This is a genomic window from Streptomyces sp. NPDC037301 (genome assembly GCF_055602785.1).
In genome coordinates this window covers 74,210-99,911 of sequence record NZ_JBVJWD010000020.1, presented here as the reverse complement: position 1 = coordinate 99,911, position 25,702 = coordinate 74,210, and the positions used below count along the sequence as shown (strand labels likewise).

The window sequence follows — 25,702 nt, the reverse complement described above, 5'->3', positions numbered from 1 at the left end:
CCTGATGGCGGAGCACCAATGAATACGTGTGTCATGCAGGTATTTTGCCGTTCCGTTGCGCTGTAGCGGGATGGTGCGCGCTCCGCAGACTGTTGACGGTGTAGTACCTCGTCGTGGCGCCGCGGGTGCTCGGCGTGGTTGCAGGCATGTTTGGACATGTTTGGGCACATTGGGAACACCATCACGGAGGTGTGCGCCATGGCAGACGCCGCATTGCGGCTGACCGCTCTCGCCGAGGAGTTGCTGGGAGAAAGGCTGCCGGTCCGTATCCGGGCCTGGGACGGCAGCGAATCAGGACCGCCCGGTGCCCCCGTCCTCGTCATCCACAGCCGCCGCGCGCTGCGCCGGCTGCTGTGGAAGCCGGGTGAACTGGGCCTGGCCCGCGCCTGGGTGGCGGGCGAACTCGACATCGAAGGTGATCTGTACGAGGCCCTGGATCTGATGGCCTCGCTGATCTGGGACCGGGGCGTGGAGGCCAAGGACAGCGTCCACCCGGTCCGCGACCCGAAGGTGCGGGCCTTCGCCAAAGGGCTGCTGCAGCTCGCCGGGCCCTGGCTCCCGCCGCCCCCGCCGCCCGAGGAGGTACGCCGCCGCACCGGCACCCTCCACACCAAGCGCCGCGACAAGGAGGCCATCAGCCACCACTACGACGTGGGCAATGACTTCTACGAACTGGTCCTCGGCCCGTCCATGGTCTACTCCTGCGCCTACTGGGAGGACGACGGGAATCTTGAGGGCGCCCAGCGCGACAAGCTCGACCTGGTCTGCCGCAAGCTCGCGCTGAAGGAGGGCGACCGCCTCCTCGACGTCGGCTGCGGCTGGGGCTCCATGGCCATCCACGCGGCCCGCGAGTACGGTGCCCGGGTCACCGGAGTGACCATCTCCGTCGAACAGGCCGCCTACGCCAGGAAGCGCATCGCGGAAGAGGGCCTGACCGACCGGATCGAGATCCGGGTCCAGGACTACCGGGACGTCAGGGACGGCCCGTACGACGCCATCTCGTCCATCGGCATGGCGGAACACGTCGGATCGGTCCGCTTCCGCGAATACGCCGACGACCTCTACGCACTCCTCAAGCCCGGCGGCCGGCTGCTCAACCACCAGATCGCCCGCCGCCCCGAGAGGGACGAGTCCGCGTACCACGTGGACGAGTTCATCGACGCCTATGTCTTCCCGGACGGCGAACTGGCCCCGGTGGGACGGACCGTGGCCACCCTCGAGGAAGCCGGCTTCGAGGCACGTGACGTCGAGTCGATCCGCGAGCACTACGCACTGACCCTGCGCAGCTGGGTCGCCAACCTGGAGAAGAACTGGGACCGCGCGGTCCGGATGACCTCGCCGGGACGGGCCAGGGTCTGGCGTCTCTACATGGCCGCCTCCGCCCTCTCCTTCGAACACAACAAGATCGGCGTCAACCAGGTCCTCGTGGTACGCCCGGCGGAGGGCGGGGCCGCCCGCATGCCGCTGCGGGCCCGCGACTGGACGGCGTCGGCGACCGGCTGACACCGGCACGGACCGAGGGCCGGTACCCGCAGCTCCGTGCTGCGGGTACCGGCCCTCGGGCGCGTCCGGCGAAATGCCGCCCGGTTCGCTACTCGGTCTTGATCGCCGTCAGCATGTTCAGCTTCGCGGCGCTGCGGGCCGGCCAGAGCGCGGCCAGCACACCTACGACCCCTGCCAGCACCAGGAAGACCGCGATCCGGTCCCACGGGATGACCAGTGCGTAGTCCGGGATGTCCGACGACAGGGTCTGTCCGATCGCCCAGCCGAGGAACATGCCGAGCACGACACCGACCACCGCACCGAAGAGCGAGATGACCACGGCCTCCAGCCGGATCATGCGCTTCACCCTGCGCCGGTCCAGGCCGATCGCCCGCAGCATGCCGATCTCCTGCTGGCGCTCGAAGACCGACATCGCCAGGGTGTTGATGACCCCGAGCACCGCGATGATCAGGGCCATCGCCAGCAGCCCGTACATGATGTTCATCGCGAGGTTGACCGAGCCGCCGAACATGTCACGGATGTCCTGACGGTCCATGATGCTCATCGCCGGGTTGTCGCCCAGAGCCTTCACCAGGGCCTGCTCGTTGGCCTCGGACGCGCCGCCGTCCATCTTCAGCCAGATCTCCCGGATGTCCGCCCGGCTCCCGTGCGCATCGGCGACGTCCTTCGGCATCAGGACCGGGGAGAGCATCTCGTTCCCCTTGAAGACCGCCCCGACCTTCAGTTCGCCGTTCTTCTCGTCGTCGAACTTCACCCGCAGGGTGTCGCCGGTCTTCCAGCCGCTCGACTTCGCCGTCTTCTCGTCGACGGCGATCTCGCCCTTGCCCAGCGCGTCGATCGAGCCGGAGACGATCGGCAGCGCGAAGAGCTGCTGCACATCGCCGGGGGCTACGCCGGACGCGGAGTGGTACTCGCCCTTGACCTCCAGCGAGGTGGCCTGCTGCGGCGAGACCGCCGAGACGCCGTCGGCCTTCTGCAGGGCGGTGAGCGCCGACTCGTCGAGCGAACCGCCGCTCGCCATCGTCACCATGTAGTCGGCCTTGATGTTGTCCGTGGTCATCCGGTCGACCGCCTGGCCGAGCGTGACGCCGAGGACCGAGATGCCGGTGACCAGGGTGAGGCCGATCGCCAGCGCGGAGGCGGTGGCACCGGTACGACGCGGGTTGCGCACCGCGTTCTGCGCGGCCAGCTTGCCGGAGACCCCGAACAGCCGCTTCAGCAGCGGGCGGACCAGTGCGATCACCGGCCGCGACAGCAGCGGGATCAGCACGATGACACCGATCAGCGTGAGGAAGGCACCCACGGCGATGACGGTCCGGCCGGTCGATCCGGACTTGGACGCGCCCGCCACGATCGCCGCCCCACCCAGCAGGGTGAGTACCGCGCCGATCGAGTTGCGCAGCACCAGGGACTTGACGGTGGCCGTCGCGTGCACGCTGCTCATCGCCGCGACCGGCGGGATCTTGGCGGCCCGGCGGGCGGGCAGCCAGGCGGCCAGCACGGTGATCAGGACACCGACGGCGAACGCGGCGAGGACCGCGGTGGGCGAGACGATCAGCGGTCCGGCCGGGATCTTCCCGCCGAACAGGCCCATCGCGGAGCGCAGCCCGATGGCGAGGCCGAGACCGATGCCGAAGCCGACGACCGAGGCGATCACACCGACGACGGCCGCTTCGAGGAGCACCGAGCGCTTGACCTGGCGGCGGGAGGCACCGACGGCGCGCATCAGTGCCAGTTCCTTGGTGCGCTGGGCCACCAGCATGGTGAAGGTGTTGGCGATCAGGAAGACACCGACGAACAGGGCGATGCCGGCGAAGGCGAGCAGCATCCCGTTGAGACCGCTCAGACCCTTCTCGATCTGCTTGGCCTGATCGTCCGCGAGCGCCTGGCCGGTCTGGGCCTCGGCGTTCTTGGGCAGCAGCGGCTTCACTCCGGCCAGCAGCTTCTCGGCGGAGACGCCGGGCGCGGCGGACACGTTGGCGTCCCTGAACACGCCGGGCCTGAGGTAGAGCTTCTGGGCGACCTCGGTGTCGAAGAGGACCAGGCTGCCGCCCGCGTTGACCGCGCCGTCCTCGGTGGTGAAGACACCGGAGAGGGTGTACTCCTTCACCGGCCCGTTCGTGGCGACCCGGACCTGGTCACCGACGTGGTACTCGCCCCGCTTCGCGGTCTCCTTGTCGAGCGCGATCCGGTCGGCCGAGGCCGGTCCCGCACCGTCGACGAAGGTGTACGCGGAGTCCTTGCCGTCCTTGCCAGGGGAGTAGTTCCCGCCGGTGTTCGACCAGCCGTTGCCGATCAGCTTGCCGTCGGGGTCGGCGACCCCGGCGAAGCCGGAGACCCGGCCGGTGGCGGTGTCGACGCCGTCCAGGCCCTGGATCTTCTTCAGGGTGGCGGCGGTGATGCCGGACGTCTTGTCGTCGCGCTGGTCGGCGTAGGTGGTGACGGCGACGGCGACGTCGTCGTAGCTCTTCGCCGACTGGTTGCGGAGGGCGTTGCCGAGGGTGTCGGTGAAGACCAGGGTGCCGGAGACGAAGGCCACGCCGAGCATCACGGCGAGGACGGTCATCAGCAGCCTGGCCTTGTGCGCGAGCACATTGCGCAGGGCAGTACGGAACATGTCTGTCAGTCCTGGGATGGGGAGGGGTTCCGGAAGAGGGCGCGGGGAAGGGCGGGATTCAGCTGGTGCGGCCCTTGGCGTCGAACGCCTTCATCCGGTCGAGGACCCCGTCCGCGGTGGGGTGCATCATCTGGTCGACGATCCGGCCGTCCGCGAGGAAGATGACCCGGTCCGCGTAGGAGGCCGCCGCCGGGTCGTGGGTCACCATCACCACGGTCTGCCCCAGCTCGCGCACCGAGTTGCGCAGGAAGCCGAGGACCTCGGCGCCCGAGCGGGAGTCCAGGTTTCCGGTCGGCTCGTCACCGAAGATGATCTCCGGCTGCGAGGCCAGGGCTCGGGCCACCGCGACACGCTGCTGCTGGCCGCCGGAGAGTTCGGTCGGCCGGTGGGTCAGCCGGTCGGAGAGGCCCACCATGTCGATGACCTTGCGCACCCACTCGGCGTCGGGCTTGCGGCCCGCGATGTCCATGGGGAGCGTGATGTTCTCCTGGGCCGTCAGCGTCGGCAGCAGGTTGAACGCCTGGAAGATGAAGCCGATCTTGTCCCGGCGGAGCTGGGTGAGCTGCTTGTCCTTGAGGGAGCCCAGCTCCGTCTCACCGATCCGTACCGAACCGCTGCTGAAGCTGTCGAGGCCGGCCACGCAGTGCATCAGCGTGGACTTGCCGGAGCCGGACGGGCCCATGATCGCGGTGAACTCGCCCCGCGGGAAGTCCACGGAGACCCGGTCCAGGGCCGTGACCCTGGTCTCGCCCTCTCCGTAGACCTTCGACAGATCCGTGGCGCGGGCAGCCACCGTGGTGACGCGGTGTTCGGTGGAAGTGGTGGTCACGGGAATCTCCTGATTCGGGGCTCCGGCCGAGGGCTTCGTCCGGGGTTGCGATCGGTTGCCTTTGGAACCCCTCCATCGTCACCGCCGTTTCGCCGCAGGTCGTCAGACCCCGTGCCCGTTCCAGAGGCCGTCTTGAGTCGCACCGGGGGACCCCTGTGTCCTCCTGCGGTATGACACCGACCCTGAGGGCATCGGCACGGCTCCCGTTGCCCGGCCGGGGGTGGCGTGCCCATGGCGATCACTGGCGCGCGCCTGGCGAATGCGCCGTCCGGGTGCGGCGACTTTACGTCAATCCGGATTACCGGTCGCCGCGCCCGCTACCCCGCCCAGGCATGTGCCGATGCCCTCTTGCGAGTGCTGACGACCCCTCAAACGGTCAATAAAATAAGACAACATCGCGCCACTGATCCACTGATCGGAGGAAGCCCCCGGATAGGGTCATGTGCCAACGCGGAGCCGCGCGCCAGGCCCGGATGGTGGAATGCAGACACGGCGAGCTTAAACCTCGCTGCCCCTCGGGGGCGTACCGGTTCGAGTCCGGTTCCGGGCACCACTTCGCGCATGAGACCGAGCGGGCGGGAGAGCGTGACGGCCGCCGGCTTCCGTAAAGATCCTCCCCAAGCACGAGCCTGATTCTTTTGCCTACCCATTACTCTTGTGGGAAGGCCGCGCAGGGTGGCCATGGAGGAGTGAGATGAGGAGCAGCAACCCGGTCTTCTCGCGACGGGGCTTCAGCCGCGACAACGGATACGCGGGCTTCAACGCGGCGCCGCAGGCCGGGGCCCCCGCAGCGGGTGCCAACCCGTACGCGCAGGGCACCGCCGCCAACCCGTACGCCACCAACCCCTACGCCCAGCAGGACACCCAGTACGGCGTCCCGCAGGCGCCGGCGCGTTCCGGTGCGATGACGATCGACGATGTCGTCACGCGCACGGCGCTCACGCTCGGCACCGTGGTGCTCGGCGCCGCGCTCGCCTGGGCCCTGCTGCCGGTCGACGAAGCCAACCTCGGCAAGTCCTACGGCATCGCGATCGGCGCCGCCCTGGTGGCGTTCGTCCTGTCGCTCGTCCAGTCCTTCAAGCGCAAGCCGGTCCCGGCGCTGATCGTCGCGTACGCGGCCTTCGAGGGTGTCTTCCTCGGGGTGATCTCCAGCGCGGTCAGCACGTACATCGGGCCGGGCGTCGTGATGCAGGCGGTGATGGGCACCATGTGTGTCTTCGCCGGTGTGCTTCTCGCGTACAAGATGCGCTGGATCCGCGTCACCCGCCGCTTCTACGGCTTCGTGATGGCCGCCGCCATGGGCTTCATGCTGCTGATGGTGGTCAACCTGCTGTTCGCCGTCTTCGGCGGCGGTGACGGCCTGGGCTTCCGCAGCGGGGGCCTCGGCATCCTCTTCGGAGTCATCGGGATCGTCCTCGGTGCGTGCTTCCTGGCCCTGGACTTCAAGCAGGTCGAGGACGGCATCGCGTTCGGCGCCCCGCGCGAGGAGTCCTGGCTGGCGGCCTTCGGCCTCACCATGACCCTGGTGTGGATCTACCTGGAGATGCTGCGTCTGCTCTCCATCCTCAGCGGCGACGACTGACGAACCGCCCCGCAACGGGAACGGAACGGCCCGCAGGCACTCAAGCTGTGCCTGCGGGCCGTTCCCCTTTCTCACGTGTGCCTAGAGCAGCTTGCGCGCGGCCCTTCTCAGGTCGTACTCGTGGATGAGGGCCTTCGCGTGTCCGTAGGCGAGGTCGTGTTCGCTCCGCAGCCAGCTGACCTTCTCCTCGAAGCGGAGAGCGGGGCCTTCCTCTACGGTGCGGAGCCAGTCGGAGACTTCACGACCGGTGCAGCGGGGGATTCGGGAGAGCAGATTGCGATGGGTCTCTTCGGAGAAGACTTGGGACATCGGCGCCTCCGACGCATTGCGCGTTGCTGGTCCTTCCCGACACCGTGCCCGAGCATCGGCCCGTTGGCAACCATCCCGGGCGGGCGCGTAGGGTCGCGGAGTGCTCGATACGACCCCGCTGATCACCGCCGTGGACCGATTCGCCGACCGGCTGCGCGCCGCGCCGCAGAGCCGGCTGCAGCGCGGCGCGGCTGCCGAAGGGCTGGCCACGGCCAGGGAATTGGCTCTGCGGGCCCAGCGCATCGAGGCGCCGGACCGGGAACCGCGGATCATGCCGGACGCCGGGATCTTCGCGGTCGGCGACCAACTTGCCGTAGCAGGGCGCGACTTGGCGGTGACACTGGAAACGGCCCCGTCGGCTGAGCTGGACGAGGCCGTGCAATTCGTGACGGAGGCCGCTGCGCGGGCGTTCGCGTAGCGGCGGGCGGGCGGTGGCCCGGGGGCAGGGGCCGACGAGAGCCGCTCTGCCCGGATGCGCCGAGGGCTAGAACGAGGCGATGACGCGGTCGGCGAGGATGTAGACGTTCTCCTCGCCGCAGGAGAAGGTCAGGGCGTACGCGCCGGAGACGCCGGAGCCGCCCAGCAGTACCGGGTGCTCACCCGCGAGCAGCGACTCGGCGAGGCGCTCGGCCGTCTCGCGGTGGCCGGGGGTCATACAGAGCGTGGTGCCGTCGGCGAAGACATAGACGTCGAGGGTGCCGAGCGGGCCGGGGCGCACATCGGCGAGTTCCGTACGGCTGTCGGCGAGCTCTTCGAGGCGGTTCACGGTGCGCTCGTGGTCGGTGACGACCGGGGTCTGCACCGGAACGAAGTCGGGGTGTGAGGGGTGACGGCGACGGGCCGCGGCCAGCTCGGGGGAGTCCTCGGCGAACTCCGCCGTCTCGGGCAGCTCGGTCATGTCCGCCAGCTCGGTCAGCTCTTCGAGCGCCTCGGTGGCGTCGAGGTCCATCGCCTCAAGGCCCGCGAAGTCGGCCTGGCGCGGCATGAAGAACGGCGCGTCCTCGCCGATCCCGGTCAGTCCGCCCAGCAGGGAGGGGGCGTCGGCGGCATCGCGCGCTTCCTGGGTGGCCCAGAAGGCGCGGGCCTCGGCGAGCTCGCGCTCCCGCTCCTCGGCGAGTGCTTCGGCCACGGCCGCGCGTATCTCGGCGGCTGGGGTCACGTCGCTGCGGCTCTGCGCGGGCACGGCGGCACCATGGACGCGGGCCGCGGTCAGCTCCGTACGAAGGGCCGTGATCTGCTTGCGCAGCCCGTGAGCAGCGTGCAGAGCGGCAGCGCCGACGGCCGTGGCAGCGGCGGTGGTCAGCAACAGGGCAAGAGACATGACGCTCACTGACATACTCCCGGTTTCAATCGATCCCCCGACTTCCTACCTCAGCTTGTCCTCTACCTGCGCCCGGTGTCAGTGCATTACGTCACGAATTGGACAGGTATTTGAGCCTGGGGTTTAACCCTGTTGCGGGTGTGACCTGCGGGAATGACTCTCCCCCAGGAGATAGGTCACATCCTGGGGGAGATTCGGTCACGGTCGGGGCTCGGAACCGGACATGTCCGGTCTGGAACCGGCCGGCGGCTATGCCGGGGTCAGCTCAGCTCAGCTCAGCCGCTCGGGCTTGTGGTCGCGTTCGCTTCGCTTCCGCTGCGGGCAGGTGCCGCCTTCGTACCTCAGGCGACCCCTGCCCTCCGCTGCAGCTCAGCTCAGCCGCTCGATGACCATCGCCATGCCCTGGCCGCCGCCCACGCACATGGTCTCCAGACCGAACTGCTTGTCGTGGAACTGCAGGCTGTTGATCAGCGTGCCGGTGATCCGGGCGCCGGTCATGCCGAAGGGGTGGCCGACGGCGATGGCGCCGCCGTTGACGTTGACCTTCTCCAGCGGCAGGCCGAGGTCGCGGTAGGAGGGGATCACCTGGGCGGCGAACGCCTCGTTGATCTCGGCCAGGTCGATGTCGTCGATGGTCAGCCCGGCGCGCTTCAGCGCCTGCTTGCTGGCCTCCACCGGTCCGTATCCCATGATCTCGGGGGAGAGGCCGGAGACCCCGGTCGAGACGATCCGGGCCAGCGGGGTCAGGCCCAGCTCGCGCGCCTTGGTGTCGGACATGATCACGAGCGCGGCGGCACCGTCGTTGAGCGGGCAGCAGTTGCCCGCGGTGACCAGGCCATCGGGGCGGAAGACCGGCTTCAGGCCCTGCACGCCCTCCAGGGTGACGCCCGCGCGCGGGCCGTCGTCCTTCGAGACGACCGTGCCGTCCGGGGTGGTGACCGGGGTGATCTCGCGCTCCCAGAAGCCGTTCTTGATGGCTTCCTCGGCGAGGTTCTGCGAGCGGACGCCGAACTCGTCCATGTCCTGGCGGGTGACGCCCTTGAGCCGGGCCAGGTTCTCCGCGGTCTGCCCCATCGCGATGTACGCGTCCGGGACCAGGCCGTCCTCCCGCGGGTCGTGCCAGTCGTCGCCGCCCCGCTCGGCGCGGGCCGCGGTGCGGGCCTCGGCGTCGGCGAACAGCGGGTTGTGCGTGTCCGGGAGGCTGTCGGAGTTGCCCTTCGTGAAGCGGGACACCATCTCGACACCGGCCGAGATGAAGACGTCGCCCTCGCCGGCCTTGATGGCGTGCAACGCCATCCGGCTGGTTTGGAGGGAGGACGAGCAGTAGCGGGTGACCGTACAGCCGGGAAGGTGGTCCATCCCCATCTGTACGGCGATGATGCGGCCCAGGTTGTTGCCCTGCTCGCCGCCGGGGAGGCCGCAGCCGAGCATCAGGTCGTCGATGTCCTTCGGGTCCAGCTCGGGCACCTTGGCCAGCGCGGTCTGGATGATCGTGGCGGTCAGGTCGTCCGCGCGCAGGTCCTTCAGCGAACCCTTGAAGGCCCGGCCGATGGGGGAACGGGCAGCAGAGACGATCACGGCTTCGGGCATCACGCGGCTCCATGAGGGCTGGAAGGCGGGTTCTGGCAGGTGCTGACTTGGAAGTTACCTGTACGTAGGTGCTGGGTCACCGGGCAGCGCATGTGACGCCGACCTCTTTTCTAAGCGACCGCTCAGTCGATCAATTGGCGGGCAGGTTGTGCGACTCCCCGTGCGACTCTCCATAGGGCTCCTTGTGTGTGTCCTTGTGTGCCTCGTGTGCCTCCTCGTGGTGCGCCTCCTCGTGCGAGTTCCCCTGTGGTTCCCCGCGCGTCCTGGGGGGTGCCTCTCCATGCGCCTCCGGGTGCGGCTGGGGCTCCGTGGCCGCGGGCAGACGCCGCCGCCTGCGGTGCTTGAGGAGTGCCCAGGGCGCCCGCGCCCCCGTGACCTCCGTACCGGCCTCCCTGGCCGCCTGGGAGGCCGCCTTGGCCACCGGCAGCATGTCCTCGCGCCGGGCGCCGTCCAGACGGTCGGACTCCGGCCACAGTCCCAGCACCGCACAGAGCGTGGGCAGGACCGCCATCGCCGCCGTGGCGTACCCCTCCGCCGACGGGTGGTAGTTGTCCGGACCGAACAGCTCCCGCGGATTCGCCTCGAACTCCGGCCCCAGCAGGTCGCCCAGCGACACCGTCCGCCCGCCCTGCTCCACCGAACCGATCGTCTGGGCCGCCGCCAGCTGCCGGCTCACCCGCCGGGCCAGCCAGCGCAGCGGCTGGTAGACCGGCTCGATCGTGCCGAGATCCGGGCACGTGCCGACCACCACCTCCGCACCCGCTGTACGCAGCCTGCGCACGGCGGTGGTCAGACAGCGCACCGACTGGGTGGCGGGCATCCGATGCGTCACATCGTTCGCCCCGATCATGATCACGCACACGTCGGGCGTACGGGACGGGTCGGCGAGCAGCAGCGAGACCTGCCGCTCCAGATCGTCCGACCGGGCGCCAGGCTGTGCCACATTGCGCAGATCCACCGGCCGCTCGGACACCGCCGCGAGCCCCGATGCGAGCAGCGCCCCCGGTGTCTGCCCGGTCCGGCGTACCCCCTGCCCGGCCGCCGTCGAGTCACCGAGCAACCCCAGCCGCAATGGCTCCGCAGGGCCGGCGAACGCCACCCCGTACCGTCCGTCCGCGCTCGGTGGAACCGGTGCGATACCGCCGCCCACGTGCCGTTTCGCCAGCTGGACCTCCGCCAGCAGTACGCCTACAGCCGCCGCGCCGAGCAGCCCGATGCTGCCGCCGCCGTAGGCCGCGCCCGCTGCGATCCGCCGTGCCACCCTTGCCCTCGACACAGTCCGGTCCACCTCCTTGTTGCCGTACCGCCGTACATACAGCTAACTGCCCCGCGGCGACCGTCGCTCAATCGCTTCGCCCAATCCCGTGCCCGTACGCATACGCTTGCCGCACCATCTCGGAGACCCCGGAGTACACGGTGCAATTCCACGATTCGATGATCAGTCTCGTAGGCAATACCCCGCTGGTGAGGCTGCGCAGTGTGACGGCCGGCATCCAGGCGACGGTCCTGGCCAAGGTCGAGTACTTCAATCCCGGCGGTTCGGTCAAGGACCGCATCGCCCTGCGCATGATCGAGGCCGCCGAACAGAGCGGCGAGCTGCAGCCCGGCGGCACGATCGTCGAGCCGACCAGCGGCAACACGGGCGTCGGCCTGGCGATCGTCGCGCAGCAGAAGGGGTACAAGTGCATCTTCGTCTGCCCGGACAAGGTGTCCACGGACAAGATCAATGTGCTGCGCGCCTACGGTGCCGAGGTCGTCGTCTGCCCGACGGCCGTTGACCCCGAGCACCCCGACTCGTACTACAACGTCTCGGACCGGCTGGTCCGCGAGACGCCGGGAGCCTGGAAGCCCGACCAGTACTCCAATCCGAACAACCCGCGCTCGCACTACGAGACCACCGGTCCGGAGCTGTGGGAGCAGACGGACGGGAAGATCACCCATTTCGTCGCGGGTGTCGGCACCGGCGGCACGATCAGCGGCACCGGCCGTTATCTGAAGGAGATCAGCGGCGGCTCGGTCAAGATCGTCGGCGCGGACCCGGAGGGCTCGGTCTACTCCGGCGGCTCCGGACGCCCGTACCTCGTCGAGGGGGTCGGCGAGGACTTCTGGCCGAGCGCGTACGACCGTACGGTCACGGACGAGATCGTCGCCGTGTCCGACAAGGACTCCTTCCAGATGACCCGCCGCCTCGCCAAGGAGGAGGGCCTGCTGGTCGGCGGCTCCTGCGGCATGGCGGTCGTCGCCGCCCTGGAGGTCGCGAAGCGACTGGGCCCGGACGATGTGGTCGTCGTCCTGCTGCCCGACAGCGGCCGCGGCTACCTGAGCAAGATCTTCAACGACGAGTGGATGGCCGACTACGGCTTCCTGGAGGACACCGGCCCGTCCGCACGCGTCGGGGACGTACTCGACCACAAGGACGGCCCGATCCCGAGGCTCGTCCACATGCACCCCGAGGAGACCGTCGGCGAGGCGATCGACGTCCTGCGCGAGTACGGCGTCTCGCAGATGCCGATCGTGAAGCCGGGCGCGGGCCACCCGGACGTGATGGCTGCCGAGGTCATCGGTTCGGTGGTGGAGCGGGAGCTGCTGAACGCCCTGTTCGCGCAGCGCGCCTCGCTCTCCGACCCGCTGGAGAAGCACATGTCGCCGCCGCTGCCGCAGGTCGGTTCCGGTGAACCGGTCGAGGACCTGATGGCGGTGCTCGGCGGCACGAACGCGGCGGATGCGGCGATCGTGCTGGTGGAGGGCAAGCCAACGGGCGTGGTCAGCAGGCAGGACCTGCTGGCGTTCCTCGCCAAGGACGCGGCGACCGGCAAGCCGTAGCCGGCTCGGAGGCCGGGCTTCGCGAAAACGGTACGAGCGCGACACGTACGCGCAGCACCGGCTTAACACGAGTCCGGCAGATTGATGGGTGTCGGCAGGGAAACCCGCCGACACCCGATACGGCGACACGGACTACGGAGCGGCTCCCGGACCTCCACCGTCGCCAGGACGCGGTGACCGGCCCTGACCCGGACCGTGTCCCTCGCGGGGGCCGCCGTCGTCCCGCCCCCTGGGAAACCGGGGGTGCGGCGGTCCCCGCGATACATCCATGTGCGACGGTCATCTGCGCGGACGTGTGCGACGGTCATGCGCGCAGAACCGTGCGACGGGCAAGTGCTTGGACCGCCGGGGCGCCGTTCGTGCCCCCGGCGGCGCCTCATCCGGCCGGTGCGGCCGCCCAGCTCGCCAGCAGCGCGATGCGTTCCGCGGTCTCGCTGCCGGGCTCCGGGGTGTAGACCACCAGGGACTGGCCGGGGTCGCCGGGCACGCCGAGCGTCTCGTACGGGAGGGTCAGCTCGCCCGCGACCGGGTGGTCGATGCGCTTGACGCCGTAGGTCTTCGCCTTCACCTGGTGATCCGCCCACAGCCGACGGAAGTCCTCGCTCTTCATGGACAACTCGCCCACCAGCGTGGCCAGTTGCTTGTCATCGGGGTGCAGCCCCGCGTCCAGTCGCAGATGTGCGACCGTCTCCGCCGCCACCGCGGCCCACTCCGGATAGAGCTCGCGCGTTGCCGGGTCGAGGAAGACCTGGCGCGGGATGTTCAGCTCTGCCGGGGGCATCCGCGAGTAGCCGACGACCGCGTCCCCCAGCGCGTTCCACGCCAGTACGTCCATCCGGCGGCCCAGGATGAACGCCGGGGCCCCGCCGAGCGTGTCCAGCAGCAGGCGCAGGCCGGGGCGGACCCGCTGGGTGGCGGCCGGGGCCGAGGCGCGCGGCCCCGGGCGTGCCACCGTACGCAGATACGTGTGCTCCGTCTCGTCCAGCCGGAGCACCCGGGCGATCGCGTCGAGCACGGCGTCCGAGACGCTCGGGCCGCGCCCCTGTTCCAGCCGGATGTAGTAGTCGACGCTCACCCCCGCGAGCTGCGCGACCTCCTCGCGCCGGAGTCCGGGAACCCGCCGTCGGCCGCCGTACGCGTTCAGCCCCACGTCCTCGGGCTGTATGCGGGCTCGCCGTGAGCGGAGGAAATCACCGAGGTCGCCGTCCATGACACCGATCGTAGAAGAAGCGCGGCCGCCGAACCTGGTACTGGCAGACCCAGGAACGACGCAGCCCTGGGTAGCCGGGCGACAGCCGCGCAGAGTGGGACCGGGCCCGGGGAAACGCCCCGGTCCTGAGAGCGCAAGGAGTACGGACATGTCGTACGAGACCCTCGCAGGCCGCACCGCCGTCATCACCGGAGCCGCCAGCGGAATGGGCGCCGCGACCGCCCGGCTGCTCGCCGCCCAGGGAGTCAGGGTCGCACTGCTGGCCCGGCGCGCGGAGCGGCTGGAGGAGCTGGCCGCCACGATCGAGGCGGAGGGCGGTGAGGCGCTCGCCGTCACCGCCGATGTCACCGACCAGGCGTCCGTGGACGCCGCGGCCGAGCGGGTGCACAGCACGTTCGGGCAGGTGGACCTGGTGGTCAACGCGGCCGGTGTGATGCTGCCGAACCCGGTGGACGAGGGCCGGACGGACGAGTGGCAGCGGATGATCGACACCAATGTGACGGGCGCCCTTCGGATCATCCGGGCCTTCACATCCGACCTGGTGGCGGCGGCCGCCGACGGCCGCACCGCGGACCTGGTGAACATCTCGTCCATCGGCGCGCACGTCACGTTCCCCAACTACGCGGTGTACGGGGCGACGAAGGCCGCGCTCACCTACCTGTCGTCGTCGCTGCGCACGGAGTTCGGACCGCGCGACGTTCGCGTCACGAACATCGAGCCGGGTCTCACCGACACGGAACTGGGCGGCCACATCGACAACGCCGAGCTGAGCGGGCAGCTCGACGGCATGTTCGACGCGCTCGGGGCACTGTCGAGCGAGGAGATCGCCGACCTCGTGGCCTACGCCACCAGCCGTGCACGCCACATCAACCTGCGCCAGCTGGTCGTGCTGCCCACCCGCCAGGCGTAGCGCCCCGTGTCCTCGGGGCCCGGCCCGCGGCCCTCAGTCCTCCCAGTCGGACTCAGTGCGCCCGGAACGGTGCCGGAACCAGGGCCAGCCCCGGGCGGCGTGCACGGCATTGACGGCGACGATCCCGAGCCAGGCGACGACCAGGCCCCCGGTGTGGGCGGCCGCGGCGCCGATCGCCGACAGCGGGATGGCCAGGATCAGCGAGATGATCCCGAAGCCGTAGCGCTCGCCGAAGTTCCCCATGGGCTGCGGCGGGCGCGCACCCCTGGCGACGCTCACCTGCTGCTCGGCGAGATGGCGCCGGACACGGCGGTCGAGCGTGGTGTCGAGACGCTGCTCGACCTTCTCCAGGAACGACTCGACGAGCGCGGACTCGTAATCCGAACCCAGCTCACTACGGGCATGCAGGGTGGCATCGAGCTCGCTCTTGAGCTCAGGGTCACGGGTTTCCATGTCTTTTACGGTACGAATCGGGAGCGCTCCGGGCAGTGGGGCTAACCCCCCTCTTTCGTTGCGGCTACGTGCGGGCGGCCGCCGTGCCGGTGGTGCCGGCCCCGCTGTTCTCGCCCGTTGGTACCTGGGCGGGGAGGATCGTGTGTTCCGGGATGTGCGTGGTGTCGCGGCGGGCGAGGAGCCAGTACAGCAGTGCCGGTACGACCAGGCCGACCACCCACGAGATGTCGGCGCCGCCCAGCGGCCCGACCAGCGGGCCGGTGTAGAAGTGCGTCACCAGGAACGGCAGCTGGGCGACCAGTCCGATCCCGTACACCACCAGCGCGTCCCAGCGCCATGCGCCGTACCGGCCGCGCGGATCGGCAAGGGCAGGGATGTCGTACCGCTCCCGTGAGATCAGGTAGTAGTCGACCAGGTTGATCGCCGACCACGGGGTGAAGAAGGTCAGCAGGAAGAGCAGGAAGTCCTTGAAGGAGGCGAGGAAGCTGTCCTTGCCGAGCAGGGCCACGACGGTGCCGACAAGCATGATGCCCGTGATGTAGAGAGCCCGGCCGCGCGGGGAGAGGGTCTTCTGACCGCGGAAGCCGCTGATGCTGGTCACCAACGACATGAAGCCGCCGTAGGTGTTGAGGACATTGATGGTCAGCTTGCCGAGCGCGATCACGAAGTACAGGAACGAGGCGATCAGGCCGGTCCCGCCCAGGGCGACGACATAGCCGACCTGGCCCGCCAGGAAGGCGTCCCCGGCGGTGGCCGCGACCAGCACGCCGAAGACCATGGACCACTGGGAGCCGAGCGCCGAGCCGGAGAGCGTCCACCAGAAGGTGGCGCGGGCGCTGGTCGTACGTGGCAGATAGCGGGAGTAGTCGGCGACGTACGGGCCGAACGCCAGCTGCCAGGACGCGGCGAGCGAGACCGCGAGCAGGAACATCGGCAGATCGAAGGCGCGGTCGGCGAGGACGGCTCCGAGATCGATGCGGTCGAGCAGCCGGATGCCGAGATAGACGAAGGCGACTGCGCAGATCACGCCGGCGACCCGGCCGAGCATATGGATGACGCGATAGCCGATCGCTGCCATCAGGGCGGTGACCAGGGCGAAGATGATGATGCCGGGCGTTTCGCCGAGGTGGGTGAGCTCCCCGACCGCCTGACCGGCCAGCACGCTGCCGCTGGCGAAGAAGCCGACGTACATCACGATCACCAGGGCCAGCGGGACCACTGCGCCCTTGACCCCGAACTGTGCGCGGGACTGGATCATCTGCGGCAGTCCCAGGCGCGGGCCCTGGGCGGAGTGCAGGGCCATCACGGCTCCGCCGAGCAGATTGCCCAGCGCCAGGCCGATGACCGACCAGAACGGGCCGCCGCCGAAGACGACCGCGAGCGCGCCGGTGACGACGGCGGTGATCTGGAGGTTCGCGCCGAGCCAGAGCGTGAACTGACTGAACGCGGTGCCGTGACGTTCGTTGTCCGGCACGACATCGATGGAACGCTGTTCGAGCAGGCCTGCCATCGGTCAGCTTCCCTTCTTGACGATGCCGTGCTGTTTCGCCCAGTCGTGTGCGACGTCCTCGGGGTCTTTCTTGTCCTTGTCGACCAGGCGGTTGAGCTCGGTGAGGTCCTCGGTGGTGAGTGCGGCGCCCAGCCGGGCCAGGGCCTTGCGGACCGTGGAGTCCGCGGCCCGGTCGGCGATCAGCGGGACGACATGCTGGCCGGGGACCAGGTTCTTGGGGTCGGAGAGGACCACCCAGCCCTCGGCCGCGATGTCGGTGTCCGTGGTGAAGAGGTTGGCGACATCGACATCGCCCTTCCGCAGGGCTCCCTTCACCAAGGGCCCGGAGGAGTCCAGCGACTTGAACTCCTTGAAGGTGACGCCGTACACGTCCTTCAGACCCACGGCCCCGACGGTCCGCTTCTTGACCTCGGGGGCCGCGCCGATGACCAGCTTTCCGTTGTGCTTCGCCAGATCGGCGAGGGAGGACAGGCCGTACTTCCGGGCGGTCTCGCGGGTGACGGCGAAGGCGTCGGAGTCCTCGGCCATGCCGTACGGGAGGATCTGCAGACCGGCGGGCAGGGCGACGGCGAGTGCGTTCTGCATCTCGCCCTCCTCGGTGGCGGTCGCCTTCGGGTCGAGGTAGTGGAGCAGGGCGCCCTGGTACTCGGGCATGAGGTCGATGTCGCCGCCCTTCAGCGCGGGGATGAGGATCTCGCGGGTCCCCAGGTTGGCGCGGACCGTCGTCTTCACACCGGCGGCGCCGAGGGCCGCGGCGTACAGATGGCCGAGGATCTGGTTCTCGGTGAAATTGGCGGTGCCGATGGTGATGCCGCCGGAGCTCGAACCGCCACCGCCACCGCCGCTGCCGCCGCCCTGTCCGTCGAGCGAGGTGATTCCGCTGCTGCAGGCGGCGAGTGCGGGGACGGAGGCCGCGGCGAGGAGGCCGCCGAGCAGGGTCCTTCGGTTCATGGGGGATGTGCGGGACATGCGAGTCATCGGTGGTTCTCCTCAGGCGGAGCGGTGGCGGAAGAGGACGCGCTGGAGCCCGGACAGCGCCAGATCGAGTACGACGGCGACGACCGCGACGAGGACCGCGCCGCCCAGCACCTGAACGAGGTCGCGCTGTGCGAGACCGTCGAAGACATAGCGGCCGAGACCGCCGAAGCTGACATAGGCGGCGATGGTGGCGGTGGCCACGACCTGGATCAGCGCCAGCCGCAGCCCGGTCATGATCAGCGGGAGGGCGAGCGGGAGTTCGACGTGCCACAGCACCTGGGGACCGCGCATGCCCTGGCCGCGTGCGGCGTCCTTCACATCGGGGTCGACGGCGGTCATCCCGGCGTAGGTGTTGGTGACGATCGAGGGGACGGCGAGGGCGACCAGCGCCACGTACACCGGGGTCATGGACAGGCCGCCGGCCAGGAAGACCAGTACCACCAGACCGACGGTCGGCAGGGCCCGGCCGAAGGACGACAGATTGATGGCGAGGAAGGCGCCGCGTCCGGTGTGCCCGATGAGCAGGCCGATCGGGAGTGCGATCGCCGTGGCGATCAGCGTGGCGATCAGTGAGTACTGGAGGTGCTCGGCGAGGCGATGGGCGATGCCGTCCTGGCCGGTCCACTGCTCGCTGCCGGTCAGCCAGCGGCCGAGGTCCGCGAAGAGTTCGTACATGTCAGGCCCTCTGCTTCCGTGTCCACGGGGTGAGCGCGTACTGCACCGCGACCAGCGCCGCGTCCGCGACCAGCGCGAGGAGCAGGGTCAGGACCACACCGACGATCACCGGGGTGGGGAAGTTCCGCTGGAAGCCGTCGGTGAAGAGCTGGCCCAGACCGCCGTCGCCGATGTACGTGGCGACACTGACCAGCGAGATCGACATGACGGTGGCGATCCGTACGCCCGCCATGATCACCGGGAGGGCGAGCGGCAGCTCGACCGTCAGCAGGATCCGCAGCGGGCGGGCCCCCATCGCCCTGGCGGCCTCACGCGTCTTCACGGGTACGGAGTCCAGTCCCTCGACGGTGTTCCGCAACAGCACGACCAGCGTGTAGATGGTCAGGCCGATGACGGTGGTGGTGCGGGTCAGCCCCGAGACCGGCAGCAGCAGGACGAAGACCGCGATGGAGGGGATGGTGAACAGGACGTTCGAGAGGCCGAGCAGGGCTCCGCGCAGCGGGCGCACGCGATGGGCGAGCACGGCCAGCGGCAGGGAGATCAGCAGTCCGAGGAGGACGGCACTCAGCGCGGCCTGGAGATGGGAGACGGTGAGGGTGAACAGGTCGTTCGCGTGGTCGGATATCCACGCCCACTCGATGGTCATGAGCTGCCGTCCACGGCCGGTAGCGCAACAGCCGACTTCTCCGTGCCGGCCTTCTGCGCGGCGGCAGTGGTGTGGGCCGCCCCCGCGAGGTCGTGGATGGCCTCGCGCGCGGTGACCCCGGTCAGCACGCCGTCGGTGTCGACCCGGGCGATCAGACCGGTCGGCGAGGCGATCGACTCATTGAGCGCCGAGAGCAGCGAGTCCGTGTCGCGCAGAGGGCGTACGGGGAGCAGCGGGGCGTCGCCCGCAGGGCCCGCCGGTGCGGTCCGGCTGTCGAGCCATCCGAGCGGCTCACCCTTGGCGGAGACGACCAGCAGCCAGTCGGAGCCGTTACCCCCGGCGGTGGCCGGCTCGTCGGCCCGCACCGTCGCCGGGGGCCGTTGAGGCAGATCCGCGAGCGTGCTCAGCGACAGCAGCTTCAGTCCGCGTTCGGCACCCAGGAAGTCGGCGACGAAGTCGTCGGCCGGGCGGGCGAGCAGCTCGGCGGGCGGTGCGCACTGCACCAGATGGCCGCCGGTGCGGAAGACGGCGATCCGGTCGCCGAGCCGTACTGCCTCGTCGATGTCATGAGTGACGAAGACGATGGTCTTGCCGAGCTCCTTCTGGAGACGCAGCAGCTCGTCCTGGAGCTGGGTCCGTACGACGGGGTCGACGGCGCCGAACGGCTCGTCCATGAGCAGCACCGGAGGGTCCGCGGCGAGCGCGCGGGCTACACCGACCCGCTGCTGCTGGCCGCCGGAGAGCTGGTGCGGATAGCGCTTGGCGGCCTCGGCGGGCAGTCCGACCGTCTCCAGGAGTTCGGCGGCCCTGGCCCGGGAGGCCCTGCGGCCGTGGCCGAGCAGCAGGGGCACCGTCGCGATGTTGTCGAGCACCGTGCGGTGCGGGAAGAGGCCGGCCTGCTGGATGACGTACCCGATGCCTCGCCGCAGCTCCGCGGCGTCCGCTTCGAGAATGTCCTTGCCGCCGAGCCGGATGGTGCCGGAAGTCGGCTCGACCATCCGGTTGATCATTCTCAGCGTGGTGGTCTTACCGCAGCCGGAAGAACCGACGAGGACGGTGATACCGCCTTCCGGCATGGTGAGGCTGAGGTCGTGAACTGCCGTTGTGCCGTTCGGGAAACGCTTGTTCACTGCGTCGAATTTGATCATAAGTCGTCCCTTGCCCGGGCTGCATATAGTCATGCAGAGTTCTTCGTTACTGAATAGGTTGTCAATGCCTCGGGGTAAAACACTGTTACAGAGACCCGAAGAGCGAGACAAAATGTCCGGATAGGAGGAGTTTGCGCATGATGTCGTCCCACCTGGTGGACTCCGAGGACTCCGTGTCCGGGACCGTCGGCTCTTCCGGAGCTTCCGGTTCCGTCGGCGTCGTTGTGCTCGACGGCCAGACCCTTCCGGTCTCCGATGTCGTCCGGCTCGCACACGGCACCGCCCGTCCCGTCCCCGCCGACGAAGCGATGAAGCGCGTCGAACGCTCCTGGGGCGCCGCCCGGGAGCTTGCCGCCACCGGACGGGTCTACGGACGCTCCACCGGCGTCGGCGCCAACCGCAACGAGGACGTACCCACCGAGGCGGCAGCCGATCACGGACTGCGGCTGCTGCGCAGCCACGCCGGAGCGATCGGCGAAGTGCTGCCCGCCCGCGAGGTCCGGGCCATGCTCGCCGTACGCGCCAACCAGCTGCTCGCGGGCGGCGCCGGGCTGCGGCCGACCGTCGTCACCGCGCTCTGCGAGGCGCTGGAGGCCGGGGCGCACCCGGTCGTCAATGAATTCGGCTCGGTCGGCACCGGCGACATCGCGGCCCTCGCCCAGGCCGGCCTCGCCCTCGCCGGGGAACACCCCTGGCAGGGCCCCGGCGCCGCCCCCGAGTCCCAGCCGCTCGACAACAACGACGCCCTCGCCCTGATCAGCAGCAACGCCCTCACCCTCGGACAGGCCACGCTCGCCCTCGACGAGCTGCGCCGCCTGGTCACCGCCACCCAGGTCGTCGCCGCGCTCTCCCTGCTCGCGGTCGACGGCTCGTACGAGGCCTACGCGGAACCGGTCCACGCGGCCCGCCCCCACCCCGGTTCCTACGATGTCGCCGCCCGGATGCGGGAGCTGCTCGGCGTCCCGGAGCGCCCCGGACCACCGCTCGGCCGGATCCAGGACCCGTACGGATTCCGCTGCCTGCCGCAGATCCACGGGCCCGCGCAGGACGCCGCCGACGCCCTCGAACGGGTTCTCGCCGTCGAGATCAACGCCGCCGCCGAAAACCCGCTGATCTGCCCGGACGCCGGTGCCAACGGCAGCCCGGCCGCCTACCACCACGGCGGCTTCTACCTGGCCCAGCTGGCCCTGGCACTCGATCACTTCAGGCTCGCCGTGACCCAGGTCGCCCGGCTCTCCACCTCCCGGCTCTCGGCACTCAACGAGCCGGCCCTCACCCGCCTGCGGCCCTTCCTCGCGGACGGCGAACCGGCCTCGTCCGGCGTGATGATCCTGGAGTACGCGGCCGGGGCCGCCCTCGGTGATCTGCGCACCTACTCCGCCCCCGCATCGCTCGGCCACGCCGTCCTGTCCCGCGGTGTCGAGGAACAGGCCAGCTTCGCCTCGCTCGCCGCCCGTCAGACGTTGCGGGCCTGCGGCGCGTACCGGCAGGTCGTGGGCTGCGAACTGGTCGCCGCCGTAAGGGCGTTGCGCCAGCGGGATCTGCGCCCCGATCCGGATCTTTCGGTGGGTCGTGCCTTCGTGCTCGCCGATTCTCTGCTCAACGACGACCTCGCGGACCGGCCGCTCACCGATGATGTAAAGGTCGCGGCCGGGGAGCTGCTCGACCAGTACACAGAACTTTGGAGGGGGACGGTATGAGCGAGAGCAGCCCTGCCGCACGACTGCAGCAGCTCTTCGAGGGGCACCGGCTGACACCGACGCAACGGCGCATCGCGCACTCCATGGTGCGCAGGGCCGCCGAGGTGCCGTTCCTGTCGAGCGTCGAGCTGGCCGAGCTGGCCGGGGTCAGTCAGCCGTCCGTCACCCGGTTCGCCGTCGCCCTCGGATTCGACGGCTATCCGGCGCTGCGGAGGTATCTGCGGGATGTCGCGCCGGGGCCCGCCGAGCCCGGTGAGGGGGCGGGTGCACGTGCGTACAACGAATACCAGCAGGCTGTCCTCGGTGAGATCGAGAATCTGCAGCACCTCGCCGAGCTGCTCGCCGATCCCGGCCCCGTCGAGCGGGCGGGGCGACTGCTCGCCGCCTCCCGGCCGCTCCCCGTGCTCGGACTACGGGCAGCCTCCTCCCAGGCGCGCGGGTTCGGGTACTTCGCGGCCAAGGTCCATCCCGATGTCCGGGTGCTCGACGAGGGCGGCAGCATGCTGCACGACCGGATCGACGCCGCGCGGCGGGCGGGCGCCACAGCGCTGATCTGTTTCGCGCTGCCCCGGCATCCGAAGGAGGTCGTGGACGCCCTCGCGTATGCGCAGGAACAGGGGCTGACCGTGGTGTCGGTCGCCGATTCGGCGTTCGCTCCGGTGGCCAGGCACAGCGACCTGCTGATCCCGGCCGCCGTCGGCACCGGGCTCGCCTTCGACACGGCGTGTGCGCCCATGCTGCTGGGCCGTGTGCTGCTGGAGGCGATGTGCGACGACCTTCCCGATGCGCAGGCGCGGTTGGAGGAGTTCGACGCGCGAGCGGTGGCGCGGGGGCTGTTCGTCGAGTGACGGGCGGCGGCTACGGCCTGATGGGGATCGCGTACTGAGGGCGGCCCCGCCGACCTCGACGATTCTCAGGCATCGCTCATCTACGGCTATTAATCTCCGGGCCCAGAAGGATCAGAAGGAGCTGCGGAGAGGGGTACGGACGTGGGGCGCGGAGCGCAGTCGTTGGCGAGGGTGGCCGTGATCGTACGGGCCGGAGCCGCACCGCTGTGGTGGCCGGGGCTGCTTGCTGCGGCGATCGGCGCACTGGTGCCGGGGCTTACCGGACGCCGGATCGGGCTGCTGGCCGGAGCGGCGCTGTTCCTGGTCACCGCGGCCGTGGTGGCGCTCGTACGCGGCCGGCGGTACGCGGAACTGGCCAGGGGCGCCACCCGCGCCGGGCGGTCCGACTTTCTCCAGGACCGGGCCGTGACCGTACGCAACTGGCGACGCGGGCACCGGTGGTGGCTGCTCGGGGCGTTCCTCGTAGCAGTGGCGAGCGCGTTCCTGCTGCCCGGGGCCGGCGGGATGGCGCTCGCGGGCGCGGGGGCCGGGCTCTGGATCAAGGCCGTCAGGATCGGGCAGCGCGAGCGCCGGGACGACACCCTGTACTGGGTGCGGACCGACTGGGTGGAGCGCGGACGGCCCGCGGGCAAGCAGGTGAAGGGGTATCGCACGACCGGGCCGATGGCGGGTGACGCCGCGCCCGGCGGGGCGCGGCGCCGGCGCTGAGGCCGCCTGGTCAGACCTCCAGCTCGGCCTCGATCCGCTTCAGCTGGTGGCGGGCCATGGCCAGGTTGGCGCGGCCCTTGTCCAGCGCCAGGTACAGGAAGAGGCCGCTGCTGCCGCGGGCCTTGAGCAGCCGGATCAGGTGGTACTGGCCGCCGAGCGTGATCAGGATGTCCTCGATCTCGTCCTGGAGGCCGAGGTGCTCCATCGTGCGGAGCTTGGCGCGTACGACATCGGTGTTGCCCGCGGCCGCGACCTCCAGGTTGAAGTCCTTGCCGCCGCCGAGGGTGCCCAGCGCCATTCCGCTGGTGTAGTCGACGAGGGCGACACCGAGGGTGCCCTCGATGGACGTCATCGCTTCCTTCAGTGACGCTTCGGTGTTCGCCATGAGTGCTCGTTTCCTTTCCTGGCCGGCCGGGACGACCGGATCCGTGGGTTGTTTCCGGGGTAGGTGGTGTTACGTGCGGTGAGGCAGCGGTCCGGGCTGTGCGGGGCGCTGCTCGGCGGCGCGGGCCGGGGGCGCCGGCTGTGCGGGGCGTTCCAGTGCGGTGTCGACCAGTTCGCCGATACGGGTGCCCGCCCGGCGGCCCTCCAGATGGAGCCTGCCGACGTTGATCCGGTCCTCGGCCAGCAGTGTGAGGACGGCCGAGGAGCCTGCGGCGTACGTCGCGATGTAGCCGGTCTCGCCCCGTACGAGAAGTTCACGGAAGCCGCCCCGGCCGGTCGCGTCCGTCATCCGGATCGCGACGCCGAGCGCGGCCGCGGTCAGTGCGGCGACGCCCTCCGCCTCCACGCCCGGGGTGTCCTGGGCCAGGACGAGACCGTCGGTGCTGGCCGCCAGGGCGCCGGAGAGGAGCGGGACCCGGGCCCGTAACCGCTGGAGCTCGGCCAGGACATCCTGTACTTCGGCCTCGGGCACCATCAGCTGTCTCCTCCCGGCACGCTGTCTGAGCGCGCGTATCACAGGGCCTCCAATGCGTCTCGGAGCCGGCGCAGCAGGGCGACGTCGGGGTCGGCCGTGACCTGGGGAAGTGCGACCCGGCCGGGGGCGGTGGCGGCCGGCAGCTCCCGTACCGCTTCGACCAGTCCGGCCGCGGCCAGGCGCCGCAGACCGACCAGTACGTGGAACGCCGGTCTGCCCAGCTCCTGGGCGATGTCCGATGCGGTACGCACCCCGTCCACGAGATCGAGCACGCGGCGCCGGGCCGGCGGAACGGGTGCGTCGACGGGACGGGCCGGCCGTACGAGCGGTGCGCTGTCGGTCACCGCGTCGGGCCAGATCCGCTCCAGCAGCTCCCGGCGCCGGAGCGTCTCGCGCTGCACGGCATCGACGGGGACGGGGCGGACGGGGCCGATCCAATGGGAGACCCCGTAGCGGAAGCGCGCCGGGGTCCGGGTGGGGGCGAGCGCGAAGAACGCCGCGTCGTACAGCGCACCGAGGTGGCACAGCTCCAGCGCCCCGCCCGGCACCCGCCCGCTGTCCACCAGATAGCGGCCGACCCGCTGCCCGGCGCCCGCCCTGGCGACCGCCTCCCACCAGCCGTCGCGGTGCAGGGCGCCGCCCGTGGTGAGCAGGACGTCTATACCGGGTGTCGCCGGGCTCTCGGCGTGCACCACCTGGCCCTCGGCGAGATAGAGGGTGCCGCGGTCGCGCATCAGGGCGCCGGTGGCGCGTTCATCGGCGAGGCGCTGCAGCATGGGGGAGAGGGCCGTGACCGGGGCGGGGGCGGTTCTCATGCAAGGACCAGCCGCTCGGCCGTCTCGCCCAGCCGTATCCGGGCGAGGGCCAGATTGCCCTCCGCGCGGTCGAGCCACAGATGGACGAAGACGCTGCTGTCGAAGGCCGTCTCGACGAAACGGAGGATGTGGTACCCGGCGCGGGTGGTGACGATGACGTCCTCCACCGGCGGCGGCGCTCCCGCGACGGCCTTTTCCGGTAACGCGGTTGACGGTCCGGTGGCCCCCAGCGCGAAGACCGGCTGCTCGGCCGCCATCCTCGCGAGCTCGGCCGTCTCCGCGGCGGTGGCCTCGTGATCGCCGTTGGGCGATTCACCGATGGTGCCGAGGGCGAGGCCGCTCGTCCAGTCGACCACCGCGGCGCCGCGGGCGCCGGGCAGCCTCATGACTTCGAGCAGGCACTCGTCGATTCCGGGCACGCGCACTCCCCTCCCGACGTGGCGTACGGCTGTGACCCAGAGGCTACGCAACGTGCTCGCCCCAGGTGGGGGTTCTGGCATTTTCCATCGGTACATGCGAAAGGGATCTACGAAGGGCGTGCCGGAGGTGCGCCGGGGCGCCCTCTGCGCGGGGCGGCCGGGTGCAGTTCGTCCAGCTGTTGGCGCGGG

The 25,702-nt window shown here is 70.2% G+C and carries 25 protein-coding genes and 1 tRNA gene; 9 read left to right on the top strand and 17 right to left on the bottom strand.

What is annotated here, in order from left to right; all coding sequences use genetic code 11:
• The first annotated feature begins 198 nt into the window (after positions 1 to 198).
• Complete coding sequence (locus ACZ7IB_RS28500; protein ID WP_470916651.1) at positions 199 to 1,503, top strand: class I SAM-dependent methyltransferase; 1,305 nt, start codon at positions 199 to 201, stop codon at positions 1,501 to 1,503.
• 88 nt (positions 1,504 to 1,591) lie between these two features.
• Here the strand turns inward: ACZ7IB_RS28500 and ACZ7IB_RS28495 are convergent, their stop codons facing one another.
• Both ACZ7IB_RS28495 and ACZ7IB_RS28490 read right to left on the bottom strand, forming a co-directional pair.
• Positions 1,592 to 4,120, bottom strand: coding sequence for an ABC transporter permease (locus ACZ7IB_RS28495; protein WP_470916650.1), 2,529 nt, complete (start codon positions 4,118 to 4,120; stop codon positions 1,592 to 1,594).
• 58 nt (positions 4,121 to 4,178) lie between these two features.
• Entirely contained in the window at positions 4,179 to 4,949 is a 771-nt protein-coding gene (locus ACZ7IB_RS28490) for an ABC transporter ATP-binding protein (protein ID WP_351205329.1), read from the bottom strand.
• A gap of 467 nt (positions 4,950 to 5,416) precedes the next feature.
• Between ACZ7IB_RS28490 and ACZ7IB_RS28485 the strand changes: the two genes are divergently transcribed.
• Together ACZ7IB_RS28485 and ACZ7IB_RS28480 are read left to right on the top strand one after the other, a co-directional pair.
• Positions 5,417 to 5,502: transfer RNA gene (locus ACZ7IB_RS28485), tRNA-Leu, on the top strand.
• Between the two features lie 141 nt (positions 5,503 to 5,643).
• Positions 5,644 to 6,531 carry a Bax inhibitor-1/YccA family protein gene (locus ACZ7IB_RS28480; RefSeq protein WP_470916649.1) on the top strand — a complete coding sequence of 296 codons (888 nt, stop codon included), beginning with the start codon at positions 5,644 to 5,646 and terminating at the stop codon, positions 6,529 to 6,531.
• A gap of 81 nt (positions 6,532 to 6,612) precedes the next feature.
• Here the strand turns inward: ACZ7IB_RS28480 and ACZ7IB_RS28475 are convergent, their stop codons facing one another.
• On the bottom strand, positions 6,613 to 6,840 hold the full coding sequence (locus ACZ7IB_RS28475; RefSeq protein WP_266361054.1) for a DUF4287 domain-containing protein: 228 nt from the start codon (positions 6,838 to 6,840) through the stop codon (positions 6,613 to 6,615).
• Between the two features lie 100 nt (positions 6,841 to 6,940).
• On the opposite strand from ACZ7IB_RS28475, the gene ACZ7IB_RS28470 reads away from it, so the two are divergent.
• A complete protein-coding gene (locus ACZ7IB_RS28470) occupies positions 6,941 to 7,258 on the top strand; it encodes a hypothetical protein (protein ID WP_470916648.1) in 318 nt (105 codons plus the stop codon).
• Between the two features lie 66 nt (positions 7,259 to 7,324).
• On the opposite strand, the gene ACZ7IB_RS28465 is transcribed toward ACZ7IB_RS28470, so the two are convergent.
• The 3 genes from ACZ7IB_RS28465 to ACZ7IB_RS28455 form a co-directional block, all read right to left on the bottom strand.
• Entirely contained in the window at positions 7,325 to 8,146 is an 822-nt protein-coding gene (locus tag ACZ7IB_RS28465) for a hypothetical protein (protein WP_470916704.1), read from the bottom strand.
• Positions 8,147 to 8,530: 384 nt separating this feature from the next.
• Positions 8,531 to 9,751: an acetyl-CoA C-acetyltransferase gene (locus ACZ7IB_RS28460; protein ID WP_470916647.1), complete on the bottom strand. Its 1,221-nt coding sequence runs from the start codon at positions 9,749 to 9,751 to the stop codon at positions 8,531 to 8,533.
• 130 nt (positions 9,752 to 9,881) lie between these two features.
• A complete protein-coding gene (locus tag ACZ7IB_RS28455; RefSeq protein WP_470916703.1) occupies positions 9,882 to 11,012 on the bottom strand; it encodes an SGNH/GDSL hydrolase family protein in 1,131 nt (376 codons plus the stop codon).
• A gap of 155 nt (positions 11,013 to 11,167) precedes the next feature.
• Here ACZ7IB_RS28455 and ACZ7IB_RS28450 point away from each other — a divergent pair, with 155 nt between their 5' ends.
• Positions 11,168 to 12,574, top strand: coding sequence for a cystathionine beta-synthase (locus ACZ7IB_RS28450; protein WP_470916646.1), 1,407 nt, complete (start codon positions 11,168 to 11,170; stop codon positions 12,572 to 12,574).
• Positions 12,575 to 12,950: 376 nt separating this feature from the next.
• Here ACZ7IB_RS28450 and ACZ7IB_RS28445 read toward each other — a convergent pair whose 3' ends face one another.
• Positions 12,951 to 13,784, bottom strand: a complete 834-nt coding sequence (locus ACZ7IB_RS28445) for a helix-turn-helix transcriptional regulator (RefSeq protein WP_470916645.1) — start codon at positions 13,782 to 13,784, stop codon at positions 12,951 to 12,953.
• A gap of 148 nt (positions 13,785 to 13,932) precedes the next feature.
• Here ACZ7IB_RS28445 and ACZ7IB_RS28440 point away from each other — a divergent pair, with 148 nt between their 5' ends.
• Positions 13,933 to 14,694, top strand: a complete 762-nt coding sequence (locus ACZ7IB_RS28440) for an SDR family oxidoreductase (protein ID WP_266361059.1) — start codon at positions 13,933 to 13,935, stop codon at positions 14,692 to 14,694.
• A gap of 33 nt (positions 14,695 to 14,727) precedes the next feature.
• On the opposite strand, the gene ACZ7IB_RS28435 is transcribed toward ACZ7IB_RS28440, so the two are convergent.
• The 6 genes from ACZ7IB_RS28435 to ACZ7IB_RS28410 form a co-directional block, all read right to left on the bottom strand.
• Complete coding sequence (locus ACZ7IB_RS28435) at positions 14,728 to 15,147, bottom strand: hypothetical protein (protein ID WP_470916644.1); 420 nt, start codon at positions 15,145 to 15,147, stop codon at positions 14,728 to 14,730.
• A 64-nt stretch (positions 15,148 to 15,211) separates the two neighbouring features.
• On the bottom strand, positions 15,212 to 16,657 hold the full coding sequence (locus ACZ7IB_RS28430) for a purine-cytosine permease family protein (protein ID WP_470916643.1): 1,446 nt from the start codon (positions 16,655 to 16,657) through the stop codon (positions 15,212 to 15,214).
• Positions 16,658 to 16,660: 3 nt separating this feature from the next.
• Complete coding sequence (locus ACZ7IB_RS28425) at positions 16,661 to 17,608, bottom strand: ABC transporter substrate-binding protein (RefSeq protein ID WP_470916702.1); 948 nt, start codon at positions 17,606 to 17,608, stop codon at positions 16,661 to 16,663.
• Positions 17,609 to 17,647: 39 nt separating this feature from the next.
• Positions 17,648 to 18,310 (bottom strand): ABC transporter permease, encoded by a 663-nt coding sequence (locus ACZ7IB_RS28420; protein WP_266361061.1) that lies wholly within the window; start codon positions 18,308 to 18,310, stop codon positions 17,648 to 17,650.
• A 1-nt stretch (position 18,311) separates the two neighbouring features.
• On the bottom strand, positions 18,312 to 18,956 hold the full coding sequence (locus ACZ7IB_RS28415) for an ABC transporter permease (RefSeq protein WP_266361062.1): 645 nt from the start codon (positions 18,954 to 18,956) through the stop codon (positions 18,312 to 18,314).
• Positions 18,953 to 20,104, bottom strand: a complete 1,152-nt coding sequence (locus ACZ7IB_RS28410) for an ABC transporter ATP-binding protein (RefSeq protein ID WP_470916642.1) — start codon at positions 20,102 to 20,104, stop codon at positions 18,953 to 18,955. The genes ACZ7IB_RS28415 and ACZ7IB_RS28410 overlap by 4 nt, the downstream gene beginning before the upstream one ends.
• A 140-nt stretch (positions 20,105 to 20,244) precedes the next feature.
• Here ACZ7IB_RS28410 and ACZ7IB_RS28405 point away from each other — a divergent pair, with 140 nt between their 5' ends.
• From ACZ7IB_RS28405 to ACZ7IB_RS28395, 3 genes are all read left to right on the top strand, one after another.
• Positions 20,245 to 21,804 (top strand): aromatic amino acid ammonia-lyase, encoded by a 1,560-nt coding sequence (locus ACZ7IB_RS28405; RefSeq protein ID WP_470916701.1) that lies wholly within the window; start codon positions 20,245 to 20,247, stop codon positions 21,802 to 21,804.
• Positions 21,801 to 22,652 (top strand): MurR/RpiR family transcriptional regulator, encoded by an 852-nt coding sequence (locus ACZ7IB_RS28400; RefSeq protein WP_470916641.1) that lies wholly within the window; start codon positions 21,801 to 21,803, stop codon positions 22,650 to 22,652. The genes ACZ7IB_RS28405 and ACZ7IB_RS28400 overlap by 4 nt, the downstream gene beginning before the upstream one ends.
• Before the next feature lie 171 nt (positions 22,653 to 22,823).
• On the top strand, positions 22,824 to 23,360 hold the full coding sequence (locus ACZ7IB_RS28395; protein WP_470916700.1) for a hypothetical protein: 537 nt from the start codon (positions 22,824 to 22,826) through the stop codon (positions 23,358 to 23,360).
• 10 nt (positions 23,361 to 23,370) lie between these two features.
• Here ACZ7IB_RS28395 and ACZ7IB_RS28390 read toward each other — a convergent pair whose 3' ends face one another.
• The 4 genes from ACZ7IB_RS28390 to ACZ7IB_RS28375 all read right to left on the bottom strand — a co-directional run bounded on the left by ACZ7IB_RS28390 (position 23,371) and on the right by ACZ7IB_RS28375 (position 25,513).
• Entirely contained in the window at positions 23,371 to 23,745 is a 375-nt protein-coding gene (locus ACZ7IB_RS28390; RefSeq protein WP_470916640.1) for a hypothetical protein, read from the bottom strand.
• A 69-nt stretch (positions 23,746 to 23,814) separates the two neighbouring features.
• Positions 23,815 to 24,279 (bottom strand): roadblock/LC7 domain-containing protein, encoded by a 465-nt coding sequence (locus tag ACZ7IB_RS28385; RefSeq protein ID WP_470916639.1) that lies wholly within the window; start codon positions 24,277 to 24,279, stop codon positions 23,815 to 23,817.
• 38 nt (positions 24,280 to 24,317) lie between these two features.
• Positions 24,318 to 25,094: a transcriptional regulator gene (locus ACZ7IB_RS28380; RefSeq protein WP_470916638.1), complete on the bottom strand. Its 777-nt coding sequence runs from the start codon at positions 25,092 to 25,094 to the stop codon at positions 24,318 to 24,320.
• Positions 25,091 to 25,513, bottom strand: coding sequence for a hypothetical protein (locus ACZ7IB_RS28375; RefSeq protein ID WP_470916637.1), 423 nt, complete (start codon positions 25,511 to 25,513; stop codon positions 25,091 to 25,093). Before ACZ7IB_RS28375 ends, ACZ7IB_RS28380 begins: the two co-directional genes overlap by 4 nt.
• Between the last annotated feature and the right edge of the window lie 189 nt (positions 25,514 to 25,702).

Excerpts from the sequence above, each read along its gene's own strand:
- ACZ7IB_RS28385 (WP_470916639.1), bottom strand. The coding sequence starts at position 24,279 with ATGGTGCCCGAGGCCGAAGTACAGGATGTCCTGGCCGAGCTCCAGCGG.
- ACZ7IB_RS28400 (WP_470916641.1), top strand. The coding sequence starts at position 21,801 with ATGAGCGAGAGCAGCCCTGCCGCACGACTGCAGCAGCTCTTCGAGGGG.
- ACZ7IB_RS28435 (WP_470916644.1), bottom strand. The coding sequence starts at position 15,147 with ATGGAAACCCGTGACCCTGAGCTCAAGAGCGAGCTCGATGCCACCCTG.
- ACZ7IB_RS28500 (WP_470916651.1), top strand. The coding sequence starts at position 199 with ATGGCAGACGCCGCATTGCGGCTGACCGCTCTCGCCGAGGAGTTGCTG.
- ACZ7IB_RS28495 (WP_470916650.1), bottom strand. The coding sequence starts at position 4,120 with ATGTTCCGTACTGCCCTGCGCAATGTGCTCGCGCACAAGGCCAGGCTG.
- ACZ7IB_RS28445 (WP_470916645.1), bottom strand. The coding sequence starts at position 13,784 with ATGGACGGCGACCTCGGTGATTTCCTCCGCTCACGGCGAGCCCGCATA.
- ACZ7IB_RS28475 (WP_266361054.1), bottom strand. The coding sequence starts at position 6,840 with ATGTCCCAAGTCTTCTCCGAAGAGACCCATCGCAATCTGCTCTCCCGA.
- ACZ7IB_RS28410 (WP_470916642.1), bottom strand. The coding sequence starts at position 20,104 with ATGATCAAATTCGACGCAGTGAACAAGCGTTTCCCGAACGGCACAACG.
- ACZ7IB_RS28420 (WP_266361061.1), bottom strand. The coding sequence starts at position 18,310 with ATGTACGAACTCTTCGCGGACCTCGGCCGCTGGCTGACCGGCAGCGAG.
- ACZ7IB_RS28425 (WP_470916702.1), bottom strand. The coding sequence starts at position 17,608 with ATGAACCGAAGGACCCTGCTCGGCGGCCTCCTCGCCGCGGCCTCCGTC.
- ACZ7IB_RS28440 (WP_266361059.1), top strand. The coding sequence starts at position 13,933 with ATGTCGTACGAGACCCTCGCAGGCCGCACCGCCGTCATCACCGGAGCC.
- ACZ7IB_RS28430 (WP_470916643.1), bottom strand. The coding sequence starts at position 16,657 with ATGGCAGGCCTGCTCGAACAGCGTTCCATCGATGTCGTGCCGGACAAC.
- ACZ7IB_RS28415 (WP_266361062.1), bottom strand. The coding sequence starts at position 18,956 with ATGACCATCGAGTGGGCGTGGATATCCGACCACGCGAACGACCTGTTC.
- ACZ7IB_RS28480 (WP_470916649.1), top strand. The coding sequence starts at position 5,644 with ATGAGGAGCAGCAACCCGGTCTTCTCGCGACGGGGCTTCAGCCGCGAC.
- ACZ7IB_RS28380 (WP_470916638.1), bottom strand. The coding sequence starts at position 25,094 with ATGAGAACCGCCCCCGCCCCGGTCACGGCCCTCTCCCCCATGCTGCAG.
- ACZ7IB_RS28405 (WP_470916701.1), top strand. The coding sequence starts at position 20,245 with ATGTCGTCCCACCTGGTGGACTCCGAGGACTCCGTGTCCGGGACCGTC.
- ACZ7IB_RS28390 (WP_470916640.1), bottom strand. The coding sequence starts at position 23,745 with ATGGCGAACACCGAAGCGTCACTGAAGGAAGCGATGACGTCCATCGAG.
- ACZ7IB_RS28460 (WP_470916647.1), bottom strand. The coding sequence starts at position 9,751 with ATGCCCGAAGCCGTGATCGTCTCTGCTGCCCGTTCCCCCATCGGCCGG.